Annotated in this window: 21 protein-coding genes; 16 read left to right on the top strand and 5 right to left on the bottom strand. The window is 46.5% G+C overall.

Features of this window, described 5'->3' with window-relative positions:
- The first annotated feature begins 176 nt into the window (after positions 1 to 176).
- From abnA to ysfE, 13 genes are all read left to right on the top strand, one after another.
- Positions 177 to 1,148: an arabinan-endo-1,5-alpha-L-arabinase gene (gene abnA, locus BSU_28810; RefSeq protein ID NP_390759.2), complete on the top strand. Its 972-nt coding sequence runs from the start codon at positions 177 to 179 to the stop codon at positions 1,146 to 1,148.
- A 177-nt stretch (positions 1,149 to 1,325) separates the two neighbouring features.
- Positions 1,326 to 2,816, top strand: a complete 1,491-nt coding sequence (gene araA / locus BSU_28800) for an L-arabinose isomerase (protein NP_390758.2) — start codon at positions 1,326 to 1,328, stop codon at positions 2,814 to 2,816.
- 13 nt (positions 2,817 to 2,829) lie between these two features.
- Complete coding sequence (gene araB, locus BSU_28790; protein NP_390757.1) at positions 2,830 to 4,512, top strand: L-ribulokinase; 1,683 nt, start codon at positions 2,830 to 2,832, stop codon at positions 4,510 to 4,512.
- 16 nt (positions 4,513 to 4,528) lie between these two features.
- Positions 4,529 to 5,218, top strand: a complete 690-nt coding sequence (araD, locus tag BSU_28780) for an L-ribulose-5-phosphate 4-epimerase (RefSeq protein ID NP_390756.1) — start codon at positions 4,529 to 4,531, stop codon at positions 5,216 to 5,218.
- Positions 5,196 to 6,014 carry a glycolytic and pentose phosphate intermediates phosphatase gene (gene araL / locus BSU_28770; RefSeq protein NP_390755.1) on the top strand — a complete coding sequence of 273 codons (819 nt, stop codon included), beginning with the start codon at positions 5,196 to 5,198 and terminating at the stop codon, positions 6,012 to 6,014. Before araD ends, araL begins: the two co-directional genes overlap by 23 nt.
- Positions 6,011 to 7,195 (top strand): sn-glycerol-1-phosphate dehydrogenase [NAD+] (catabolic), encoded by a 1,185-nt coding sequence (gene egsA, locus BSU_28760; protein ID NP_390754.1) that lies wholly within the window; start codon positions 6,011 to 6,013, stop codon positions 7,193 to 7,195. The genes araL and egsA overlap by 4 nt, the downstream gene beginning before the upstream one ends.
- Before the next feature lie 30 nt (positions 7,196 to 7,225).
- Positions 7,226 to 8,527, top strand: coding sequence for a sugar-binding lipoprotein (gene araN / locus BSU_28750; protein NP_390753.2), 1,302 nt, complete (start codon positions 7,226 to 7,228; stop codon positions 8,525 to 8,527).
- Between the two features lie 35 nt (positions 8,528 to 8,562).
- Positions 8,563 to 9,504, top strand: coding sequence for an arabinose/arabinan permease (gene araP, locus BSU_28740; RefSeq protein ID NP_390752.1), 942 nt, complete (start codon positions 8,563 to 8,565; stop codon positions 9,502 to 9,504).
- On the top strand, positions 9,505 to 10,350 hold the full coding sequence (gene araQ / locus BSU_28730) for an arabinose/arabinan permease (RefSeq protein ID NP_390751.2): 846 nt from the start codon (positions 9,505 to 9,507) through the stop codon (positions 10,348 to 10,350). It begins immediately after the preceding gene.
- Between the two features lie 18 nt (positions 10,351 to 10,368).
- Entirely contained in the window at positions 10,369 to 11,871 is a 1,503-nt protein-coding gene (gene abfA / locus BSU_28720) for an alpha-L-arabinofuranosidase (RefSeq protein ID NP_390750.2), read from the top strand.
- Between the two features lie 151 nt (positions 11,872 to 12,022).
- Positions 12,023 to 13,819 carry a carbon starvation-induced membrane protein gene (gene cstA, locus BSU_28710; RefSeq protein ID NP_390749.2) on the top strand — a complete coding sequence of 599 codons (1,797 nt, stop codon included), beginning with the start codon at positions 12,023 to 12,025 and terminating at the stop codon, positions 13,817 to 13,819.
- Positions 13,762 to 13,932 carry a hypothetical protein gene (locus BSU_28709; protein YP_009513996.1) on the top strand — a complete coding sequence of 57 codons (171 nt, stop codon included), beginning with the start codon at positions 13,762 to 13,764 and terminating at the stop codon, positions 13,930 to 13,932. Before cstA ends, BSU_28709 begins: the two co-directional genes overlap by 58 nt.
- Positions 13,933 to 13,991: 59 nt before the next feature.
- Complete coding sequence (gene ysfE, locus BSU_28700) at positions 13,992 to 14,234, top strand: hypothetical protein (RefSeq protein ID NP_390748.1); 243 nt, start codon at positions 13,992 to 13,994, stop codon at positions 14,232 to 14,234.
- Positions 14,235 to 14,272: 38 nt separating this feature from the next.
- On the opposite strand, the gene glcF is transcribed toward ysfE, so the two are convergent.
- The 4 genes from glcF to sspI all read right to left on the bottom strand — a co-directional run bounded on the left by glcF (position 14,273) and on the right by sspI (position 18,509).
- Positions 14,273 to 15,607: a glycolate oxidase (iron-sulfur subunit) gene (gene glcF / locus BSU_28690; protein NP_390747.1), complete on the bottom strand. Its 1,335-nt coding sequence runs from the start codon at positions 15,605 to 15,607 to the stop codon at positions 14,273 to 14,275.
- The gene (glcD, locus tag BSU_28680) at positions 15,604 to 17,016 is read right to left on the bottom strand and encodes a glycolate oxidase subunit (protein NP_390746.1); all 1,413 of its coding nucleotides are present in this window, start codon (positions 17,014 to 17,016) and stop codon (positions 15,604 to 15,606) included. Before glcD ends, glcF begins: the two co-directional genes overlap by 4 nt.
- 102 nt (positions 17,017 to 17,118) lie before the next feature.
- Entirely contained in the window at positions 17,119 to 18,225 is a 1,107-nt protein-coding gene (gene ysfB / locus BSU_28670) for a putative transcriptional regulator (glycolate degradation operon) (RefSeq protein ID NP_390745.2), read from the bottom strand.
- 68 nt (positions 18,226 to 18,293) lie between these two features.
- Entirely contained in the window at positions 18,294 to 18,509 is a 216-nt protein-coding gene (gene sspI, locus BSU_28660; protein NP_390744.1) for a small acid-soluble spore protein, read from the bottom strand.
- Between the two features lie 118 nt (positions 18,510 to 18,627).
- Between sspI and rlmBB the strand changes: the two genes are divergently transcribed.
- Positions 18,628 to 19,374 (top strand): ribosomal RNA methylase, encoded by a 747-nt coding sequence (rlmBB, locus tag BSU_28650; protein NP_390743.1) that lies wholly within the window; start codon positions 18,628 to 18,630, stop codon positions 19,372 to 19,374.
- Positions 19,375 to 19,440: 66 nt separating this feature from the next.
- On the opposite strand, the gene BSU_28645 is transcribed toward rlmBB, so the two are convergent.
- A complete protein-coding gene (locus BSU_28645) occupies positions 19,441 to 19,647 on the bottom strand; it encodes a hypothetical protein (RefSeq protein YP_009513995.1) in 207 nt (68 codons plus the stop codon).
- Positions 19,648 to 19,728: 81 nt separating this feature from the next.
- On the opposite strand from BSU_28645, the gene pheS reads away from it, so the two are divergent.
- Complete coding sequence (pheS, locus tag BSU_28640; protein ID NP_390742.1) at positions 19,729 to 20,763, top strand: phenylalanyl-tRNA synthetase (alpha subunit); 1,035 nt, start codon at positions 19,729 to 19,731, stop codon at positions 20,761 to 20,763.
- 15 nt (positions 20,764 to 20,778) lie between these two features.
- A complete protein-coding gene (gene pheT, locus BSU_28630) occupies positions 20,779 to 23,193 on the top strand; it encodes a phenylalanyl-tRNA synthetase (beta subunit) (protein NP_390741.1) in 2,415 nt (804 codons plus the stop codon).
- The last annotated feature ends 17 nt before the right edge of the window (positions 23,194 to 23,210 follow it).

Below are 23,210 nucleotides of genomic sequence, written 5' to 3'. Positions count from 1 at the left end.
ATTGAGGTGGATTCTATTTTTTTGTCTGTACAAATTACAGCATAGTGACTACAATAAAGGGGATACCGAAAATTTCCTGAACATGACGATATACGATACGCAGTCGATTTGACAGGAAGGGAGGATAAATAATCTAATTTGTAAGCGCTTTCTAAAATAAAGGAGGTTGAACAAAATTGAAAAAGAAAAAAACATGGAAACGCTTCTTACACTTTTCGAGTGCAGCTCTGGCTGCAGGTTTGATATTCACTTCTGCTGCTCCCGCAGAGGCAGCGTTTTGGGGTGCATCCAATGAGCTGCTTCATGACCCGACTATGATTAAAGAGGGGAGCTCATGGTATGCGCTCGGAACAGGGCTTACTGAAGAACGGGGACTGCGGGTTTTGAAGTCTTCAGACGCTAAAAATTGGACCGTACAAAAATCCATTTTCACTACACCGCTATCGTGGTGGTCCAATTATGTGCCGAATTATGGCCAAAACCAGTGGGCGCCGGACATCCAATACTATAACGGCAAGTACTGGCTATATTATTCCGTTTCTTCTTTTGGAAGCAATACATCTGCCATTGGCCTGGCATCTTCAACAAGCATCAGTTCGGGGGGCTGGAAGGACGAGGGCTTGGTGATCCGTTCGACAAGCTCAAATAATTATAACGCCATTGATCCGGAGCTGACATTCGATAAGGATGGCAACCCGTGGCTTGCATTCGGCTCGTTTTGGAGCGGCATTAAGCTGACTAAGCTCGATAAGAGTACAATGAAGCCTACAGGCTCGCTCTATTCGATTGCAGCTAGACCGAATAATGGAGGTGCCTTAGAAGCTCCTACTCTTACGTATCAAAATGGATATTACTATTTAATGGTTTCATTTGATAAATGCTGTGACGGGGTAAACAGTACGTACAAAATTGCTTACGGAAGATCCAAAAGCATTACAGGCCCTTATCTTGATAAAAGCGGAAAAAGCATGCTTGAAGGCGGAGGCACCATTTTGGATTCGGGCAATGACCAATGGAAAGGACCTGGAGGCCAGGATATTGTGAACGGAAACATTCTTGTTCGCCATGCCTATGATGCCAATGACAACGGCATTCCAAAGCTTCTCATCAATGATTTGAATTGGAGCTCGGGCTGGCCGTCCTATTGAATTAAAAAGCCGGGCTCTGCCCCCGGCTTTTTTTAAAAGAAAAGATTGACAGTATAATAGTCAATTACTATAATAAAATTGTTCGTACAAATATTTATTTATAGGTTTATTTTCTATCATTAGTACGTATCTTTTGTATTTGAAAGCGTTTTATTTTATGAGAAAGGGGCAGTTTACATGCTTCAGACAAAGGATTATGAATTCTGGTTTGTGACAGGAAGCCAGCACCTATACGGGGAAGAGACGCTGGAACTCGTAGATCAGCATGCTAAAAGCATTTGTGAGGGGCTCAGCGGGATTTCTTCCAGATATAAAATCACTCATAAGCCCGTCGTCACTTCACCGGAAACCATTAGAGAGCTGTTAAGAGAAGCGGAGTACAGTGAGACATGTGCTGGCATCATTACATGGATGCACACATTTTCCCCTGCAAAAATGTGGATAGAAGGCCTTTCCTCTTATCAAAAACCGCTTATGCATTTGCATACCCAATATAATCGCGATATCCCGTGGGGTACGATTGACATGGATTTTATGAACAGCAACCAATCCGCGCATGGCGATCGAGAGTACGGTTACATCAACTCGAGAATGGGGCTTAGCCGAAAAGTCATTGCCGGCTATTGGGATGATGAAGAAGTGAAAAAAGAAATGTCCCAGTGGATGGATACGGCGGCTGCATTAAATGAAAGCAGACATATTAAGGTTGCCAGATTTGGAGATAACATGCGTCATGTCGCGGTAACGGACGGAGACAAGGTGGGAGCGCATATTCAATTTGGCTGGCAGGTTGACGGATATGGCATCGGGGATCTCGTTGAAGTGATGGATCGCATTACGGACGACGAGGTTGACACGCTTTATGCCGAGTATGACAGACTATATGTGATCAGTGAGGAAACAAAACGTGACGAAGCAAAGGTAGCGTCCATTAAAGAACAGGCGAAAATTGAACTTGGATTAACCGCTTTTCTTGAGCAAGGCGGATACACAGCGTTTACGACATCGTTTGAAGTGCTGCACGGAATGAAACAGCTGCCGGGACTTGCCGTTCAGCGCCTGATGGAGAAAGGCTATGGGTTTGCCGGTGAAGGAGATTGGAAGACAGCGGCCCTTGTACGGATGATGAAAATCATGGCTAAAGGAAAAAGAACTTCCTTCATGGAAGATTACACGTACCATTTTGAACCGGGAAATGAAATGATTCTGGGCTCTCACATGCTTGAAGTGTGTCCGACTGTCGCTTTGGATCAGCCGAAAATCGAGGTTCATTCGCTTTCGATTGGCGGCAAAGAGGACCCTGCGCGTTTGGTATTTAACGGCATCAGCGGTTCTGCCATTCAAGCTAGCATTGTTGATATTGGCGGGCGTTTCCGCCTTGTGCTGAATGAAGTCAACGGCCAGGAAATTGAAAAAGACATGCCGAATTTACCGGTTGCCCGTGTTCTCTGGAAGCCGGAGCCGTCATTGAAAACAGCAGCGGAGGCATGGATTTTAGCCGGCGGTGCACACCATACCTGCCTGTCTTATGAACTGACAGCGGAGCAAATGCTTGATTGGGCGGAAATGGCGGGAATCGAAAGTGTTCTCATTTCCCGTGATACGACAATTCATAAACTGAAACACGAGTTAAAATGGAACGAGGCGCTTTACCGGCTTCAAAAGTAGAGGGGGATGTCACATGGCTTACACAATAGGGGTTGATTTTGGAACTTTATCAGGAAGAGCAGTGCTCGTTCATGTCCAAACAGGGGAGGAACTTGCGGCTGCTGTAAAAGAATACAGGCATGCTGTCATTGATACCGTCCTTCCAAAAACGGGTCAAAAGCTGCCGCGTGACTGGGCGCTGCAGCACCCTGCTGATTACCTCGAAGTCTTGGAAACAACCATTCCGTCTTTACTCGAACAGACGGGCGTTGACCCGAAAGACATTATCGGGATTGGAATTGATTTCACGGCATGTACGATCCTTCCTATTGACAGCAGCGGGCAGCCGTTATGCATGCTGCCTGAATATGAAGAGGAGCCGCACAGCTATGTGAAGCTCTGGAAGCATCATGCGGCCCAAAAACATGCTGATCGGCTCAATCAAATCGCGGAAGAAGAAGGAGAGGCTTTTTTACAGCGGTACGGAGGAAAAATTTCATCAGAATGGATGATTCCAAAGGTCATGCAAATTGCCGAGGAAGCGCCTCACATTTATGAAGCGGCTGACCGGATCATCGAGGCTGCGGACTGGATCGTGTACCAGCTGTGCGGCTCGCTCAAGCGAAGCAATTGTACCGCAGGGTATAAAGCGATGTGGAGTGAAAAAGCGGGGTATCCGTCAGATGATTTCTTTGAGAAATTAAATCCTTCAATGAAAACGATTACAAAGGACAAATTGTCAGGTTCTATTCATTCAGTAGGAGAAAAAGCCGGCAGTCTGACTGAAAAAATGGCAAAGCTGACAGGGCTTCTCCCGGGAACGGCTGTTGCGGTTGCCAATGTGGACGCTCATGTTTCGGTACCGGCGGTCGGCATTACAGAGCCAGGGAAAATGCTGATGATTATGGGAACCTCGACGTGCCATGTTCTACTTGGTGAAGAGGTGCATATCGTTCCAGGAATGTGCGGCGTTGTGGACAACGGAATTCTCCCGGGCTATGCGGGATATGAAGCCGGGCAGTCCTGTGTCGGCGATCATTTTGACTGGTTTGTGAAAACATGTGTCCCGCCAGCTTATCAAGAGGAAGCAAAGGAAAAAAACATTGGCGTTCATGAGCTGCTGAGTGAGAAAGCAAACCATCAAGCGCCTGGTGAAAGCGGCTTGCTTGCTTTAGATTGGTGGAATGGAAACCGTTCAACTCTTGTTGATGCAGATTTAACAGGGATGCTGCTTGGCATGACACTGCTGACGAAGCCTGAAGAGATTTATAGAGCGTTAGTTGAAGCGACAGCTTACGGAACCCGGATGATTATCGAAACATTCAAAGAAAGCGGTGTTCCGATTGAGGAACTGTTCGCAGCCGGCGGAATAGCTGAGAAAAACCCGTTTGTCATGCAGATTTATGCGGATGTGACAAACATGGACATTAAAATCTCTGGTTCACCGCAAGCCCCAGCCTTAGGATCTGCCATTTTCGGCGCGCTTGCAGCAGGCAAAGAAAAAGGCGGCTACGATGATATCAAAAAGGCAGCGGCGAACATGGGAAAACTGAAAGATATAACTTATACGCCAAATGCCGAAAACGCCGCGGTTTATGAAAAATTGTACGCTGAATATAAAGAGCTGGTTCATTATTTCGGAAAAGAAAACCATGTCATGAAGCGTCTGAAAACGATCAAAAATCTTCAATTTTCATCTGCCGCCAAAAAGAATTGATAAAGGGTGATGGAGCATGCTTGAAACATTAAAAAAAGAAGTGCTGGCTGCCAACCTGAAGCTTCAAGAGCATCAGCTGGTAACCTTTACGTGGGGAAATGTCAGCGGCATTGACCGTGAAAAAGAAAGAATTGTCATCAAACCTAGCGGAGTCGAATACAGCGACCTGACAGCCGATGACTTGGTTGTTTTGAACCTTGATGGAGAGGTCGTCGAAGGCTCGCTTAAACCTTCTTCAGATACACCTACCCATGTTTATCTATATAAAGCCTTTCCGAATATCGGGGGAATTGTCCATACCCATTCTCAATGGGCGACAAGCTGGGCGCAATCGGGCAGAGACATCCCTCCGTTAGGCACGACCCATGCTGATTATTTTGACAGTGCGATTCCATGTACTCGAGAAATGTACGATGAAGAAATCATTCATGACTACGAACTGAATACAGGAAAAGTCATAGCGGAAACCTTTCAGCATCATAATTACGAACAGGTGCCGGGTGTGCTCGTGAATAATCACGGACCGTTCTGCTGGGGCACTGACGCCTTAAATGCCATTCATAACGCAGTTGTATTAGAAACGGTTGCCGAAATGGCCTATCACTCCATTATGCTGAACAAGGATGTAACCCCAATCAATACAGTCCTGCATGAAAAGCATTTTTATCGAAAACACGGAGCAAATGCGTATTATGGCCAGTCATGATACGCCTGTGTCACCGGCTGGCATTCTGATTGACTTGGACGGTACTGTATTCAGAGGAAATGAGTTGATCGAAGGAGCAAGAGAAGCGATCAAAACGCTTAGGAGAATGGGAAAGAAAATCGTCTTTTTAAGCAACCGGGGGAATATCTCCCGTGCCATGTGCAGAAAAAAACTTCTTGGCGCGGGGATTGAAACGGACGTAAACGACATTGTTCTGTCATCAAGCGTGACAGCGGCTTTTCTGAAAAAACATTATCGTTTTTCAAAGGTATGGGTGCTTGGGGAGCAAGGCTTGGTTGACGAGCTGAGGCTGGCCGGTGTGCAGAACGCGAGCGAACCGAAGGAAGCGGATTGGCTCGTGATCTCCCTTCATGAAACGCTCACGTACGACGATTTAAATCAAGCCTTTCAAGCGGCTGCCGGCGGCGCTCGTATTATCGCTACAAACAAAGACCGCTCTTTTCCGAACGAAGACGGAAATGCCATTGATGTGGCCGGAATGATCGGGGCAATTGAGACTTCTGCACAAGCGAAGACTGAACTTGTTGTCGGAAAACCGTCATGGCTGATGGCGGAGGCTGCCTGTACAGCAATGGGGCTGTCCGCACATGAATGCATGATTATAGGAGACAGCATTGAATCTGACATTGCGATGGGGAAGCTTTATGGCATGAAAAGCGCCTTAGTGCTAACTGGTTCTGCGAAACAGGGTGAACAGCGTTTGTACACGCCGGATTATGTGCTGGATTCTATTAAGGATGTAACCAAATTGGCTGAGGAGGGGATTCTGATATGAATCGTATCGCAGCTGACGTTCAGCGTGCTTTTGAAAACGCCGGAGAAAAGACGTTGCCTATAAAAGTTGAAGAAATTGTTCTCGGTAAGCAAGCAGCTGATTCGCTTTTGGATTATGTAAAACGAAAAAACAATCAACATATTGTCCTTGTCTGCGACGCGAATACACACCGCATTGCAGGAATTGATTTAGAAAACCGACTGAATCAAGAAGGATTTCAGGCCGAGTGCCTGATCATTCCAGAAAATGAAGCCGGAGATGTGACAGCTGATGAACGATCGCTCATTCATGTGCTGATCCATACGAAACAACCAACGGATGTCATGATCGCAGTCGGTTCGGGCACGATTCATGATATCGTCCGCTTTGCGGCGTTTCAAAGAGATTTGCCGTTTATTTCTTATCCGACTGCTCCATCTGTAGACGGTTTTACATCAGCCGGTGCGCCGATTATTTTATACGGCACGAAAACAACCATTCAAACGAAGGCCCCATCTGCGCTGTTCGCTGATCTGGATCTATTAAAAGCGGCACCGCAGTCAATGGTGGCGGCTGGCTTTGGTGACATGCTCGGTAAAATCACGTCTTTAGCAGATTGGGAAATATCCCGGCATCTTGCCGGTGAGCCTTATTCGCCTGCAGGAGCTAAGATCGTTCAGGAGGCGCTTGCTGCCTGCATTGAACACACAGAAGACATTGCGATGAAAACGGAAACTGGCATACGGGTTTTGATGGAGTCTTTACTTGTATCGGGGCTTGTCATGCTGGCATTAGATCATTCCCGACCGGCATCAGGCGGCGAGCATCATATTTCACATTGGATTGAAATGGAGTTAATGGAGAAAAAACGGCCTCAGATTCTTCATGGGGCAAAGGTGGGCTGTGCCGCTGTTTTATTAACTGACACATACAGAAAGCTCGCTCAGGATGACGGGCTGAACGAATTTTCACCAAGCCGCCGGGAAGCCATCCAATCGGCTTATCAAACACTCCCGAGAGGAGAAGTGCTGGCTGATTGGCTGAGATCAGCCGGAGGCCCTGCGTATTTTGACGAAATCGGTGTCGGGCAGGATTCCGTCAAAAATGCCTTCAGACACGCGCACACCTTAAGAGACCGATGCACCGGATTAAGAATCATCAATGAAAACAAAACGCTGATCAACCATGGTCTATATGAATAGCCCGCACCTCGAATGGAAGGGGTAACGCAGATGAAAAAAATGACTGTCTGTTTTCTTGTGCTCATGATGTTGCTGACATTAGTCATTGCCGGGTGTTCAGCAGAAAAATCATCCGGCAAATCGGGTGAAACTGAGCTGACCTTTTGGACATTTAACGGGCTTCATGAGCAGTTCTATGTGGAAATGGTGAAGGAATGGAACAAAAAATATCCTGACCGCAAAATTAAGCTGAATACGGTCGTTTATCCATATGGACAAATGCACGATAACTTATCTATCTCCCTAATAGCGGGAGAAGGCGTTCCTGATATTGCAGATGTCGAATTGGCCCGTTTTTCAAACTTTTTGAAGGGCTCTGACATACCGCTTGCCGACTTGACTCCGCTGATTGAAAAGGATCGCGATAAATTCGTTGAGGCGCGGCTGACATTGTACAGCAAAAACGGAAAGCTTTACGGACTCGATACACATGTAGGGACAACGGTCATGTTTTATAACATGGATGTGATGAAAAAAGCCGGCGTCAATCCTGACGATATTAAAACATGGGATGATTACCATAAAGCCGGACAGAAAGTGCGCAAAGTGACCGGGAAGCCGATGGGAACGGTGGAAACAAATGATTCCGCAACGTTCTTATCTATGATTTCACAGCAAAACTCAGGCTATTTTGATAAAAACGGCAAGCTGATCCTCAATAATGACACCAACGTAAAAACACTTCAATATTTAAAAGACATGATCAATGATAAAACGATGATTCCTGCGCCGGGCGGCGGGCATCACAGTGAAGAATACTACGGCTTTATGAACCAAGGAGGAGCTGCTTCAGTTCTCATGCCGATTTGGTATATGGGAAGATTTATCGATTATATGCCTGATCTGAAAGGGAAGATTGCCATCAGACCGCTCCCGGCATGGAAAGAGGGGGGCGACCGCTCGGCAGGTTTGGGCGGTACGGCAACTGTTGTACCGAAGCAATCCAAGCATGTTGAGTTAGCAAAAGAGTTTTTGGCCTTTGCGAAGGGCTCTGAAGAAGGAAATAAAAAACTCTGGAGCGTACTCGGCTTTGACCCGCTTCGCTGGGATGTTTGGAGCTCCAAGGAATTGAAAGAGAAAAACAAATACACGGATTACTTCCAAAACGGAACAGGCATTTTTTCTGTGCTGCTCGATATCAAGGATGAAATCAATCCAATTTATTTACATGAGGATTTTGCCAAGGCTTCAGACCTTGTCAACAGAAGCGTATTGTTCGACGCGCTTAAATCTCAGCAAAAAACGCCTAAACAAGCCTTGGACAGAGCGGCAGGTGAACTGAAACAGAAATAGAATCCCATTCAAAAAGTGAAAGCGGGGAGGTTCTCATGAAACCTGTGAAAACGGGAACGGTTCATCCCGTTCCTTCAGCTGCGAAACAATCAGGCTGGCGAGATCTGTTTTATTCAAAAAAAGCGGCGCCCTATCTGTTTACAGCGCCATTCGTTTTATCCTTTCTCGTATTTTTTCTATACCCCATCATTAGTGTCTTCATCATGAGCTTCCAAAGAATTTTGCCGGGAGAGGTGTCCTTTGTCGGATTGTCTAATTATACAGCGCTAAACAACCCGACGTTCTATACCGCCCTTTGGAATACGCTGGAATACACCTTTTGGACGCTGATCGTGCTGATTCCTGTTCCATTGCTTCTGGCCATATTCCTGAATTCAAAGCTGGTCAAATTTAGAAATATATTTAAATCAGCATTATTTATCCCGGCATTGACCTCAACCATTGTCGCGGGGATCATTTTTCGGCTGATCTTCGGAGAAATGGAAACGTCTCTGGCCAATTCCATCCTACTTAAACTCGGCTTTTCACCTCAGAACTGGATGAACAATGAACATACCGGCATGTTTTTGATGGTGCTGCTTGCTTCATGGAGATGGATGGGAATCAACATCCTTTACTTTTTAGCAGGTTTGCAAAATGTGCCGAAAGAGCTGTACGAAGCCGCTGATATAGACGGCGCGAATACAATGAAAAAATTTCTGCACATCACGCTGCCGTTTCTCAAGCCTGTAACCGTATATGTGCTGACCATCAGCATCATCGGCGGCTTCAGGATGTTTGAGGAAAGCTACGTCCTTTGGCAGAATAATTCCCCGGGTAATATTGGTCTGACGCTTGTCGGATATTTGTATCAGCAGGGACTTGCCTACAATGAAATGGGATACGGAGCGGCCATCGGCATTGTGCTTTTGATTGTGATCCTTGTTGTCAGCCTGATTTCATTAAAGCTGTCAGGCTCGTTTAAGGGGGAGGGATAAATGTTGCGGCACAGTCCTCAGTTTAGCGTTTATAGAATTGCGCTGACCCTGTTTTTTATGATGCTGAGCCTATTGTATCTTTTTCCGATTTTCTGTTTGCTTTTAGGATCATTAAAGCCGTCATCTGAGCTTTTGCGTGTGGGGCTGAATCTTGATATTGATCCAAAAGTGATGAGTTTTGATAACTACACATTTCTGTTTAATGGCGGCAGCATTTATTTCAAATGGTTTTTTAACAGTCTTGTACTCGGACTTTTTACGACTGTGCTCACTCTGTTTTTTTCTTCGATGATCGGGTACGGGCTTGCGGTTTATGATTTTAAGGGCAGAAATATCATCTTTGTTCTTGTGCTGATTATTATGATGGTTCCGCTGGAAGTGATGATGCTTCCTCTGTTTAAACTTACTGTCGGACTGCACTTGATCGATTCATATACGGGTGTCATATTGCCGTTTATCGTTTCACCTGTTGCTGTTTTCTTTTTCAGGCAATATGCTCTTGGCCTTCCAAGAGATCTGCTGGACTCTGCAAGGATGGACGGCTGTACGGAATTCGGCATCTTTTTCAGGATTATGGCACCGCTGATGAAACCGGCTTTCGGTGCGATGATTATCCTTCAGTCCTTAAACAGCTGGAACAACTTCTTGTGGCCGCTGATTGTGCTTCGGTCGAAAGAAATGTTTACGCTTCCAATAGGGCTGTCCAGCTTGCTGAGCCCTTATGGAAATAATTACGACATGCTTATATCCGGCTCAGTATTTGCGATTTTGCCGGTGATTATCATTTTCTTGTTTTTCCAAAAGTACTTTATCTCCGGCCTGACGGTAGGGGGAGTCAAAGGTTAATGAAGGAGGAAACGTGTGATGAAAAAAGCGCGAATGATTGTAGACAAAGAATATAAAATCGGTGAAGTAGATAAACGGATTTATGGCTCGTTTATCGAACATATGGGTCGTGCGGTATATGAAGGCATATACGAGCCTGATCACCCTGAAGCGGATGAAGATGGATTTAGAAAAGATGTCCAGTCGCTGATCAAAGAATTACAGGTTCCCATCATCCGCTATCCGGGCGGAAACTTTTTATCCGGATACAACTGGGAGGACGGTGTCGGACCAGTCGAAAACCGCCCGAGACGGCTTGACTTGGCATGGCAAACGACAGAAACCAATGAAGTGGGAACAAATGAATTTTTATCTTGGGCAAAAAAGGTGAACACTGAGGTCAATATGGCCGTCAACCTTGGCACAAGAGGCATAGATGCCGCCCGTAATCTCGTTGAATATTGCAACCATCCGAAAGGCTCTTACTGGAGTGATTTAAGAAGATCGCATGGCTATGAACAGCCGTATGGCATCAAAACATGGTGCTTAGGAAACGAAATGGATGGACCATGGCAGATCGGCCACAAAACAGCTGATGAATACGGACGGCTTGCCGCAGAGACAGCAAAGGTCATGAAGTGGGTTGACCCATCAATTGAACTCGTTGCCTGCGGCAGCTCAAACAGCGGTATGCCGACCTTTATCGATTGGGAAGCGAAGGTGCTTGAGCATACGTATGAGCATGTCGACTATATCTCTCTTCACACTTACTACGGAAACCGGGATAACAATCTGCCAAACTACTTGGCACGTTCTATGGATTTGGATCATTTTATCAAATCAGTCGCTGCGACCTGTGACTATGTAAAAGCAAAAACACGCAGCAAGAAAACTATCAATCTCTCTCTGGATGAATGGAACGTCTGGTACCACTCAAATGAGGCTGATAAAAAAGTCGAGCCGTGGATCACTGCGCGTCCGATTTTAGAGGATATTTACAATTTTGAAGATGCCTTATTAGTCGGCTCTCTGCTCATTACGATGCTGCAGCACGCAGACCGTGTGAAAATTGCGTGTCTTGCACAGCTTGTTAATGTCATCGCGCCGATCATGACGGAAAAAGGCGGAGAAGCATGGAGACAGCCGATTTTCTATCCATACATGCATGCTTCTGTTTACGGAAGGGGCGAGTCACTGAAACCGCTTATTTCTTCTCCTAAGTACGATTGTTCTGATTTCACTGATGTGCCATATGTTGATGCTGCTGTTGTGTACTCTGAAGAGGAAGAAACACTCACTATTTTTGCGGTAAACAAGGCTGAGGATCAGATGGAGACGGAGATTTCGCTCAGAGGCTTTGAATCCTACCAAATCGCAGAGCACATCGTACTTGAGCATCAGGATATCAAAGCAACAAACCAGCATAACAGAAAAAATGTCGTTCCGCATTCCAACGGATCATCGTCTGTCAGCGAAAACGGCTTAACTGCTCATTTCACGCCGCTTTCCTGGAATGTGATCCGCCTGAAAAAACAGTCATAAGAATAGCAAAGCCGGAGATTTCTCTCCGGCTTGTCTTTCAACTGCCACGAGCCGGCCCATTCCAGCCGGCTTTTTGTATAGGAAAAAATGACCGCTTTTCACCATGAAATTATGATATATTTATGAAAAACAGAAAAGGGGATGGGAGAAAATGAATGCGGTTACAATTGTGATAGCATCAATGTGTATTTTGGCTATTGCCTATCGTTTATACGGAACATTTATGATGGTGAAGGTTCTCAAAGTGAATGATGACAAGCCAACACCTGCTCATGCGCTTGAGGATGGGAAAGACTATGTGCCTACAAATAAATGGGTTTCGTTCGGCCACCACTTTGCCGCGATCGCAGCGGCCGGGCCGCTGGTCGGACCAATTCTGGCGGCGCAGTTTGGCTATTTGCCGGGATTATTGTGGCTGTTAATCGGGGCGGTAATTGGGGGAGCCGTCCATGATATTGTGGTGTTGTTTGCATCGATGCGCAAAAACGGAAAATCGCTGTCGGAAGTGGCGAAGGATGAGCTTGGCCCTGTTGCAGGATTTTGTACAGGACTGTCCATGCTGTTTATCATCACGATCACAATGGCGGGCCTGTCGATGGTTGTCTTGCATGCGCTTGAACGTAATCCATGGGGAACATTTGCGGTGGGGATTACGATTCCGATTGCGATGGGTGTGGGCTTATTTTATAAGAAAACGGGAAATTTAAAGCTCGCTTCAACGGTCGGCTTTCTCTTTTTAATGGCAGGAGTCTTTATCGGTCCATGGGTACAGACTACCGCGCTCGGTGACTTTTTAACGCTAGATACGAAAACGCTTGCAATCGCGCTTCCTGTTTATGCGTTTTTTGCGGCTGCGCTTCCCGTTTGGCTGCTTCTGGCTCCGCGTGATTATTTAAGCAGCTTTATGAAAATCGGTGTTTTTATCGCTTTGATTGTTGGTGTGTTTGTCGTCAATCCGTCCATTCCGTTCCCTGCGTTTACAGAATTCGTAAAAGGCGGAGGGCCGGTGCTGGCAGGACCTGTCTGGCCGTTCATCTCAATAACCATCGCCTGCGGGGCGATCTCTGGGTTCCATGCCTTTGTCGGCTCAGGAACGACACCGAAAATGCTGAATAAATGGAGTGATATGAAGCCGGTTGCGTTTGGCGCAATGCTTGTTGAGTGTCTTGTCGGTATCATGGCGCTGATTGCAGCGACCGCTTTACAGCCTGCTGATTACTTTGCGATTAACAGCACGCCTGAGGTTTTCCGTACGCTTGGCATGAATGTCGTACATTTGCCTGAATTGAGCGGGGAAATCGGTTTGGACTTAGAAGGAAGAACAGGGGGAGCCGTCACGCTTGCGGTAGGGATGACTTATATTTTTACCGGAATGCCGTTTTTCAGCCATTTGGCCTCATACTTTTTCCAATTTGTCATTATGTTTGAAGCGGTCTTTATTTTAACAGCGATTGACGCCGGCACACGTGTCGCCCGTTATTTGATCCAGGACTTCTTCGGGGAGGTGTATAAGCCGCTGAAGAAAACAGACTGGATTCCGGGCTCTGTATTTGCCAGCGCGCTTGCCTGTTTGATGTGGGGGTACTTGCTGTATTCAGGAGATATCGGTTCCATTTGGGCGCTCTTCGGCGTTTCTAATCAGCTGATGGCTTCAGTGGGGCTGATTATCGGAGCGACGATCGTGCTGAAAATCGCCGATAAACGCCGGTACATTCTGACTTGCCTTATCCCGCTTGCCTATTTATATGTCACTGTCAATTATGCGGGCTATTGGATGGTGCGCAATGTGTATCTCAATCCTGAAGCAGCAGGATATAGTGTATTGAATGGCGTATTATCTATCATCATGCTGGTGTTAGGCTTCATCATTATCGTGGCGGCTGTGAAAAAATGGGCGCAGATGTGGAAAGATCCGAGCTTAAGGATGGAAGCATCTATACCGGGCTAGAAGGACTATTGAAAATGCTGAGAGGGGTTGGCAATGAATCTATCAATGAAATATCTTATTCTATACGTATCGGACAGCAAGCGGGCTATTCATTTTTTACCGGGATATTTTAGGACTGCCGATTCGTGCTGAACACGGCACGTATGTCGAATTTGATACAGGGTCTACGATATTGGCGCTTAATACCCGGGAAAGCGCCAGAGACATCACGGCGCTGGACATTCCGGATACATCTGCTTCAAACACATTTGAAATCGGGTTTGTTACTGAAAATGTAGAAGCGGTCATCAAAAGGATGAGAGAACAAGGCGTATCGATTATCGGGGAGCCGAAAGTGAAACCATGGGGGCAGACGGTCGCCTATATCGCTGATCCGGATGGACATTATATCGAAATTTGCAGTCCGATGGAATAACGCACAAAAGCCCAAAACAATGTCTGTTTTGGGCTTTCTCATGATGTTTTGTGCCCGGCTGCTTCTAATAGCAAATCAGCCAGGTGAACGGCTCTGACTTTACCGCTTAGTCCTTCGCGTTCAATGCCGAGCTTCATCTGCAGCAGGCAGCCAGGATTTGCTGTTACAATGAGGATCGCTTCGGTTGCTTTGACGGCAGCCATTTTGCTGTCCAGTATTTTCATAGACATTTCAACTTCGACGATGTTGTAAATTCCCGCTGACCCGCAGCAGCTGTCTGCTTTCTCCATTTCTTTGAATTCCGCCCCTTTGATGCTTTTAAGAAGCTGGCGGGGCTCGAGTGACGTATGCATCACATTTCTTAGATGACATGAATCTTGGTAGGTAACGACCTGAGGCGTCTCGAGTGCTAGATCCATTTGATGGAAATCGAGTTCAACCAAAACAGAAGAAAAATCCTTCAGCTTTTGAACAAAAGCGGCAGCCCGTTCCGACCACTCAGGGTCATCCTTCAGCAAATGATCATATTCAGTGAGAAAGGCTCCGCATCCTCCTGCGTTTGTAATGACTGCATCCACGTCTAATGCTTCGAAAGCAGCGATATTTTGTTTCGCGAGCTCTTTCCCTGTGTTTTTTTCACCGCTGTGTCCATGAAGCGCCCCGCAGCAAGCCTGTTCAGGCGGAATGACAATGTCGCAGCCTGCCAGCTGTAAAAGCTTCAATGTGGCGTTATTGGTCGGTAAAAACATTGTATCCATTAAGCAGCCCGAAAAAAAGGCGACCCGTTTTTTCATGGGGCCAATGGAAGGCAGGAAACGCGGCCGATGTTTCATGTCTTTGCTTTTTGGAACATCAGGAAGAACAGCTTCCATCGTCCGCAAATGCTCAGGCAGGACCCGAAGCATGCCTGATTTTCGCACAGCGGTTTGCAGTCCTGAACGCTGATACAAACCGATAAGGCTTACAGCTGAGCGCATGCGGTTTTGATGCGGAAACAGCTCGTGAAAAGCCGTCTTTCGCATGACACGTTCACCAAGAGAGTGTTTTTTATTTTGGTGGATAATATCTCTGGCTTCCTCAAGCAGCTGCCCGTATTTCACGCCAGACGGGCATACAGGCTCACAGGCGCGGCAGCCGAGGCAAAGTGACAGCGACCGTTCGACATCTTCATCCGGTTCAATCATACCGTCGGCTACGGCTTTCATTAAGGCGATGCGCCCACGCGGAGAGTGTGTTTCCTGAAATCCCGATTCGATATAGGTCGGACAGGAAGGAAGACAGAAGCCGCAGCGCATACAATTTAATAACTCTCCTTCATCCATACGCTCTTTAAATTCATTTTGGATCTGTTTCATTTCTTTTTCTGTTGTCATCTTTCCGCCACCACACGTTTTCTGGCATCTTTCGCAAACATTTTGCCGGGATTTAATATGTTCCGGGGGTCAAATGCCGCTTTCAACGCTTTCATCGCATCAATGCCTTCTTTTTTCAGCTTCATTTCCAAGTAAGGCGCTTTCATTTCCCCGACTCCGTGCTCTCCGGTTATCGTCCCGCCAAGTTCAATCGCTTTCTCAAAAATCTCGGCAAAAGCCTGTTCGACACGTTCCATTTCATCCTTATTTCTTATGTCTGTCGTGCATGTCGGGTGAAGGTTCCCGTCTCCCGCATGACCAAAGGTGCAGATGGAAATATCATATTTAGCAGCAATATCATTAATCGCTTTAACCATATTGGCGATTTCTGAGCGAGGAACGGTCGCATCCTCTAAAATCGTCGTCGGTTTGAGGCGGGCTAGGGCAGAAAGTGCAGAACGCCGGGCTTCAGTCAGGGCAAACGCTTCCTCCTCTGTTTGTGCGGTCTGAACGGATACGGCGTCGCCTTTTTTGCAGATCGCCTCAATCTTTTCCATATCCCGTTCAACAGTTTCAAATGGCCCGTCTTGTTCAATTAACAGAACTGCTTTTGCGCTTGTCGGAAGTCCGATTTTGGCATAATCCTCAATCACCAATAGTGTAGGCTGATCGAGAAATTCAAGCGTAGCGGGTATAATTTTTGCGGCAATAATGTCCGATACCGTTTGAGCAGCGGCATCGATGTTTTCATAAAGGGCAAGCAGCGTCTTCTTTGTTTCCGGCTTTGGAACGAGTTTGACGATTGCCTCTGTCACAATGCCGAGTGTTCCTTCTGAGCCGACAAAAAGACGTGTGAGATCGTATCCGGCCACATCCTTTGCGAGTTTTCCGCCGGTGCGGATGATGTCACCATTTGCGAGAACAACCTCCAGTCCAATAACATAGTCGCGGGTGACACCGTATTTTAATCCGCGTAGCCCGCCGGAATTTTCATTGATGTTGCCCCCGATAGTTGATATTTTCATAGAACTCGGGTCAGGCGGATAAAATAAACCTTTGCTTTCAACTGCCCGGATCATATCCAACGTAATGACGCCCGGCTGAACTGTGGCAGTTAAATTTTCTTCATCAATTTCAAGAATCTGGTTCATGTGCTTAAAGAGAAGCACAAGTCCGCCTTCAGTCGGGCACGTGCCGCCGCACAGGTTTGTCCCTGATCCTCTTGGAACGATCGGCACTCGATGTTCGCTGCAAATTGTTAAAATGCGTGATATTTCATCAGTATTCCTCGGAGCAATCACGGCATCAGGCATAGACTGATACTGAGGCGTCGCATCATATGAATAGACGAGACGGCCGGCATTCGAGTCATCAAAGTTTTCTGGTCCGGAGACCTGAATCAGCTGCTCCTTTACATCCTTGGTGATCATTTCACCCATCCCCCTGTCAAAAAACGCTTTCAATCTATTGTAAAAGAAAAAAAGCAAAGCCTTCCATGGAGAAACATACAAAAAATGAAACTGAAACTCTCTCTATTTTGTATCTTGATCTAAAAAATAGAGTGCGACGTACATCGTGACGACGTCCTCGGTACGGTCAAAACGTAATCCCGTCAGCTGTTCAGCCTTAGCCAGACGATAACGCAATGTATTGATGTGTATATGCATGTCTTCAGCGGTTTGTTTCAAAGACAAATCGTGATGAAAGAAAGTCCGTATCGTATTCATAAGTTCCTGATGCTCTAGCGCCTTTCCTAATACTCTTTGCGGAAATTCGTTTCGGGTTCCCGGGCTGATCTCCGTCAGACACATATCAAGCTTCAGATCCTCTTCAAATATGGGCGTTTTTCGCTTAAGGCTGACAGCCAGCGCTTTTTCCGCTTGCTCGTATGAATCTGTCAGGCTGGAGCTTGCGACAGCCCTTCCGGCGCCAGCTGCTGTATATTGGCTGCTTGCGGTATTGGCAAACGAACAAATGTGAAGGATTTTCCGCAAAAGCCGATCCCTTTGTTCATGCTGCGGCACTTCATGATTAATCAAAATCCGTTCATTTCCCCACCTGATGAACAAATCCGCAGGGTACGAGGATTTCCAGCTGCGTGCCATTTGTTCAATATCATGAGGTGACCACTCATACCCCTGAATAAGAATCATTTGGCGCCGGGAAGAAAGGTCAACACCAAGAAGCTGAGCTTTCTCAAGAAAACTGGGAGACCACTCCTTTAATTGCAGCCAATCGATCATAAAGGACTCCAGCATTCTCTCACGCCACTGGGATTGCTCTAAGTGCCGCGATTCCTTAATGAACAGTTCTGTCATTTTTCGAAGCAGTTCTCCGAATGGCTGAATCTCTGCAGGCTCACCTGTCAGCCCGAAGACGGCAATCACATCATGGTCAAAAAATACAGGGAGGTTTATGCCTGCTTTCACTCCTTTTAACCTTGTTTCATCTTCTTTTGTAATAATCACGCTGCGTCTTTCTTTTGCGCAGATAAGCGCTCCCTCATGAAATTGTCCGACACGCTCATCGTTTGTGCCTGCCATAATAAGACCGTCCGTGTTTACAATAATGACTTCACGTTCGTACATTTTTTTAACTTCAGCAATAATTTTTTTCGCTAATAACGGCTGTAAAAACATGGCGTTCCCCCTCATCATGTTTTTATTATATAAGAAAAAAACCGGGCGCTGTCACCCGGTTTCATGTCTTATTCGGCGGGTTTTAATCCGCCTTCAAGCGTTTTCAGCATTTCGTTTTTCTCACTTTCGGATGCGTGCTGCCAAATGACTTCGAATAAAACGCCGAGCCCTGGAAGCATTTTTTCTTCACCGCTTTGAATCGCATCTACGATTGTATGCTCAAGCTGCTCCTGATTATTGCCGGTGACATTGGCAATGACGGCATGACGTAAATTAAGATCCATGTAAAACGCTCCTTTTTCTAAAATGTAATACGTATATTCTAACCCTGCACCTGGTTTATTATGTGCTGTTCTTGCGATATAATAACATCATGTTAAAAAAAGGAGCGCCACATAGACAGTGAAACAAATAGAATCGGCAAAAAACCAAAAAGTGAAGGATTGGAAAAAGCTTCACACAAAAAAAGAACGAACAAAAACAAATACATTTCTGATAGAGGGAGAACACCTCGTTGAAGAGGCGTTGAAAAGCCCGGGCATTGTGAAAGAAATCCTTGTAAAGGATGAAACGAGGATTCCTTCAGATCTTGAGACTGGTATCCAGTGCTATATGCTGAGTGAAGATGCGTTTTCAGCTGTGACTGAAACCGAAACGCCGCAGCAGATTGCCGCTGTGTGCCATATGCCTGAAGAAAAGCTGGCAACGGCACGCAAGGTGCTGCTGATTGACGCTGTTCAAGATCCGGGAAACCTTGGCACAATGATTCGAACGGCTGATGCGGCCGGTTTGGATGCGGTTGTACTCGGTGACGGCACGGCGGACGCCTTTAACGGAAAAACACTGCGATCTGCTCAAGGATCTCACTTCCATATTCCTGTTGTGAGAAGAAACCTGCCTTCATATGTGGACGAATTGAAGGCAGAGGGCGTAAAAGTATACGGCACGGCGCTGCAAAACGGAGCGCCTTACCAGGAGATTCCTCAGTCTGAATCCTTTGCGCTCATTGTAGGAAATGAAGGTGCAGGGGTAGATGCTGCATTGCTGGAAAAAACGGATTTGAACCTGTACGTGCCGCTTTACGGACAGGCTGAATCACTAAACGTTGCGGTTGCGGCTGCCATCCTCGTGTATCACTTGCGAGGATAGTGTTGCGCCAAGCGTTGGATTTCTCTATAATAGAACATAATATTTCAAAAACCGTGACAGAGGACCTCAATTTCTGATCAACTGCTTTCCAGGGAGAAAATGCCGCTGACTGAGAGCATTTTTAACGCAGCCGGAAATTGGCTTCACCTCTTGAGTTGTCGCCGGGACCGCGTACACTGCGCGTAAAGGTGAACCGGAATCTGATTCCGTTATGTCAATGAAGCTGACGACAGCATCAGTCTGTCTGAAATAAGGGTGGTACCGCGGCCACAACTCGTCCCTTGTACAAGGGACGGGTTTTTTTTATTTTCCAAAGACATATGACGGTTTGTTTACATAAAAGGAGGATGCAAAATGGAAGAAAAGCTAAAACAGCTGGAACAAGAAGCTTTAGAACAAGTAGAAGCGGCAAGCTCATTGAAGGTTGTCAATGATATTCGGGTGCAATATCTCGGAAAAAAAGGGCCGATTACAGAAGTGCTGCGCGGAATGGGCAAGCTTTCTGCTGAGGAACGTCCAAAAATGGGGGCGCTCGCGAACGAAGTAAGGGAGCGTATTGCCAATGCGATTGCTGACAAAAACGAGAAGCTTGAAGAAGAGGAAATGAAACAGAAGCTTGCAGGACAGACAATTGACGTCACGCTGCCGGGGAACCCTGTTGCAGTCGGCGGCCGCCATCCGCTCACTGTTGTCATTGAAGAAATTGAAGATTTATTTATCGGTATGGGCTACACAGTCGAGGAAGGGCCAGAGGTTGAAACGGATTACTACAACTTCGAATCGCTCAATCTTCCGAAAGAACACCCAGCGCGCGATATGCAGGACAGCTTTTACATCACAGAGGAAACTTTGATGAGAACGCAAACTTCTCCTGTCCAAACACGTACGATGGAAAAGCATGAAGGCAAAGGTCCCGTTAAAATCATTTGCCCGGGTAAAGTATATCGCCGTGATAACGATGATGCGACGCACTCTCACCAATTTATGCAAATTGAAGGGCTTGTCGTTGACAAAAACATCAGCATGAGTGATTTAAAAGGAACGCTTGAACTTGTTGCGAAAAAAATGTTCGGGCAAGACCGTGAAATCAGACTCCGCCCAAGCTTCTTCCCGTTTACTGAGCCTTCAGTAGAAGTGGATGTGACATGCTTTAAATGCGGTGGGAACGGCTGCTCAGTATGTAAAGGAACAGGCTGGATTGAAATCCTCGGTGCCGGAATGGTTCACCCGAACGTGCTTAAAATGGCTGGCTTTGATCCGAAGGAATATCAGGGCTTCGCATTCGGAATGGGTGTTGAGCGCATCGCGATGCTGAAATATGGCATTGATGATATCCGCCACTTCTATACAAACGATGTCAGATTTATTTCGCAGTTTAAACAGGCGTAAGAGGAGGATGCAAGGATGTTTGTTTCTTATAAATGGTTAGAGGATTATGTTGATTTAAAAGGCATGGACCCGGCTGTTCTTGCTGAAAAAATTACAAGAGCCGGTATTGAGGTTGAAGGAATTGAATACAAAGGAGAAGGCATCAAAGGCGTTGTCATCGGCCATGTGCTGGAGCGCGAGCAGCACCCGAATGCTGATAAGCTGAATAAGTGCCTTGTGGATATCGGAGCTGAAGCCCCTGTACAAATCATTTGCGGCGCGCCGAATGTGGATAAGGGACAAAAAGTCGCAGTTGCAACAGTCGGAGCGGTGCTGCCGGGCAATTTCAAAATCAAAAAAGCCAAGCTTCGCGGTGAAGAATCAAACGGCATGATCTGTTCCTTACAGGAGCTTGGTATCGAAAGCAAACTTGTGGCGAAGGAGTATGCAGAAGGCATTTTCGTATTCCCGAATGACGCTGAAACAGGAAGCGATGCCTTAGCGGCTTTACAGCTTGACGATGCGATTCTTGAGCTGGGTTTAACGCCAAACCGCGCGGATGCCATGAACATGCTTGGTGTTGCTTACGAGGTTGCGGCGATTTTAGACACTGAGGTAAAGCTTCCGCAAACGGATTACCCGGCTGCTTCAGAACAAGCGTCTGATTACATTTCAGTCAAAATTGAAGATCAAGAAGCGAACCCGCTGTACACTGCAAAAATCATTAAAAATGTCACGATTGCTCCGTCACCGCTTTGGATGCAGACAAAGCTGATGAATGCAGGCATTCGTCCGCACAACAACGTCGTTGACATCACAAATTTTGTCCTGTTGGAATACGGACAGCCGCTTCATGCGTTTGATTATGACAGATTTGGCTCTAAGGAAGTCGTAGTAAGAAAAGCAGCTGAGAATGAAATGATCGTAACACTTGATGATCAAGAACGTAAGCTGTCTGCCGATCACCTTGTCATTACAAACGGAACGAAAGCGCAGGCCGTTGCCGGTGTCATGGGAGGAGCAGAGTCAGAGGTTCAGGAAGATACGAAAACCATTTTGCTTGAGGCTGCGTATTTCAACGGGCAGAAGGTTCGCAAGGCTTCCAAAGACCTTGGTTTGAGAAGTGAATCAAGCGTAAGATTTGAAAAAGGAATTGATCCGGCACGCGTACGTCTTGCAGCAGAACGGGCTGCGCAGCTGATCCATCTGTATGCCGGCGGTGAGGTGCTTGCTGGAACGGTTGAGGAAGATCACCTGACAATCGAAGCAAATAACATTCACGTATCTGCTGACAAAGTGAGCAGCGTTCTAGGCCTGACGATCAGTAAAGAAGAACTGATCAGCATTTATAAACGTCTCGGTTTTACGGTCGGTGAAGCGGATGATCTTCTCGTTGTGACTGTCCCATCACGGCGCGGTGACATTACAATAGAAGAGGATTTAATCGAAGAAGCGGCAAGACTGTACGGCTACGATAACATTCCGTCTACGCTTCCTGAGACAGCGGGAACTACAGGCGGATTAACGCCATATCAGGCAAAACGCCGTAAAGTCAGACGCTTCCTTGAAGGCGCAGGCTTATCACAAGCCATCACTTACTCACTGACAAACGAGAAGAAAGCGACAGCGTTTGCGATTGAAAAATCACTGAATACTGTGCTTGCGCTTCCAATGAGTGAAGAAAGAAGCATTCTCAGACACAGTCTTGTTCCAAATCTGCTTGATTCTGTTTCTTACAATCTTGCGAGGCAGACTGACTCAGTTGCACTGTACGAAGTTGGCTCCGTTTTCCTAACGAAGGAAGAGGACACAAAACCTGTTGAAACAGAACGCGTAGCAGGAGCTGTTACCGGATTATGGCGCAAGCAGCTATGGCAGGGTGAAAAGAAACCAGTTGATTTCTTTGTTGTCAAAGGAATTGTGGAAGGGCTGTTAGACAAACTCAACGTCCTAGACAGCATTGAATTTGTACAGTCTGAACGCAAACAGCTGCATCCGGGCAGAACAGCGAACATTTTATTGAATGGTTCTCTGATCGGCTTCATCGGCCAAGTCCATCCTTCATTGGAAAAAGAACTGGATATAAAGGAAACATACGTATTTGAGCTCGATCTTCATGCGTTGCTCGCAGCAGAAACAGCACCGCTTGTTTACACGGCGATTCCAAAATATCCGTCTGTGACACGTGATATCGCTCTTGTAACAGATAAAACCGTCACAAGCGGACAGCTCGAGAGCGTCATTAAAGAGGCCGGGGGCAAGCTTCTGAAAGAGGTAACCGTATTTGACGTATACGAAGGAGAGCATATGGAGGAAGGCAAGAAGTCAGTCGCTTTCTCACTCCAGTATGTCAATCCTGAACAAACACTGACTGAAGAAGAAGTGACAAAGGCGCACAGCAAAGTGCTGAAAGCGTTAGAAGACACATATCAAGCTGTTTTAAGAGGCTGATAAAAAAGCTTGCAGAG

This window comes from Bacillus subtilis subsp. subtilis str. 168, assembly GCF_000009045.1.
Classification (GTDB): Bacteria; Bacillota; Bacilli; order Bacillales; family Bacillaceae; genus Bacillus; species Bacillus subtilis.
This window is presented reverse-complemented; position numbering and strand designations above follow the sequence as displayed.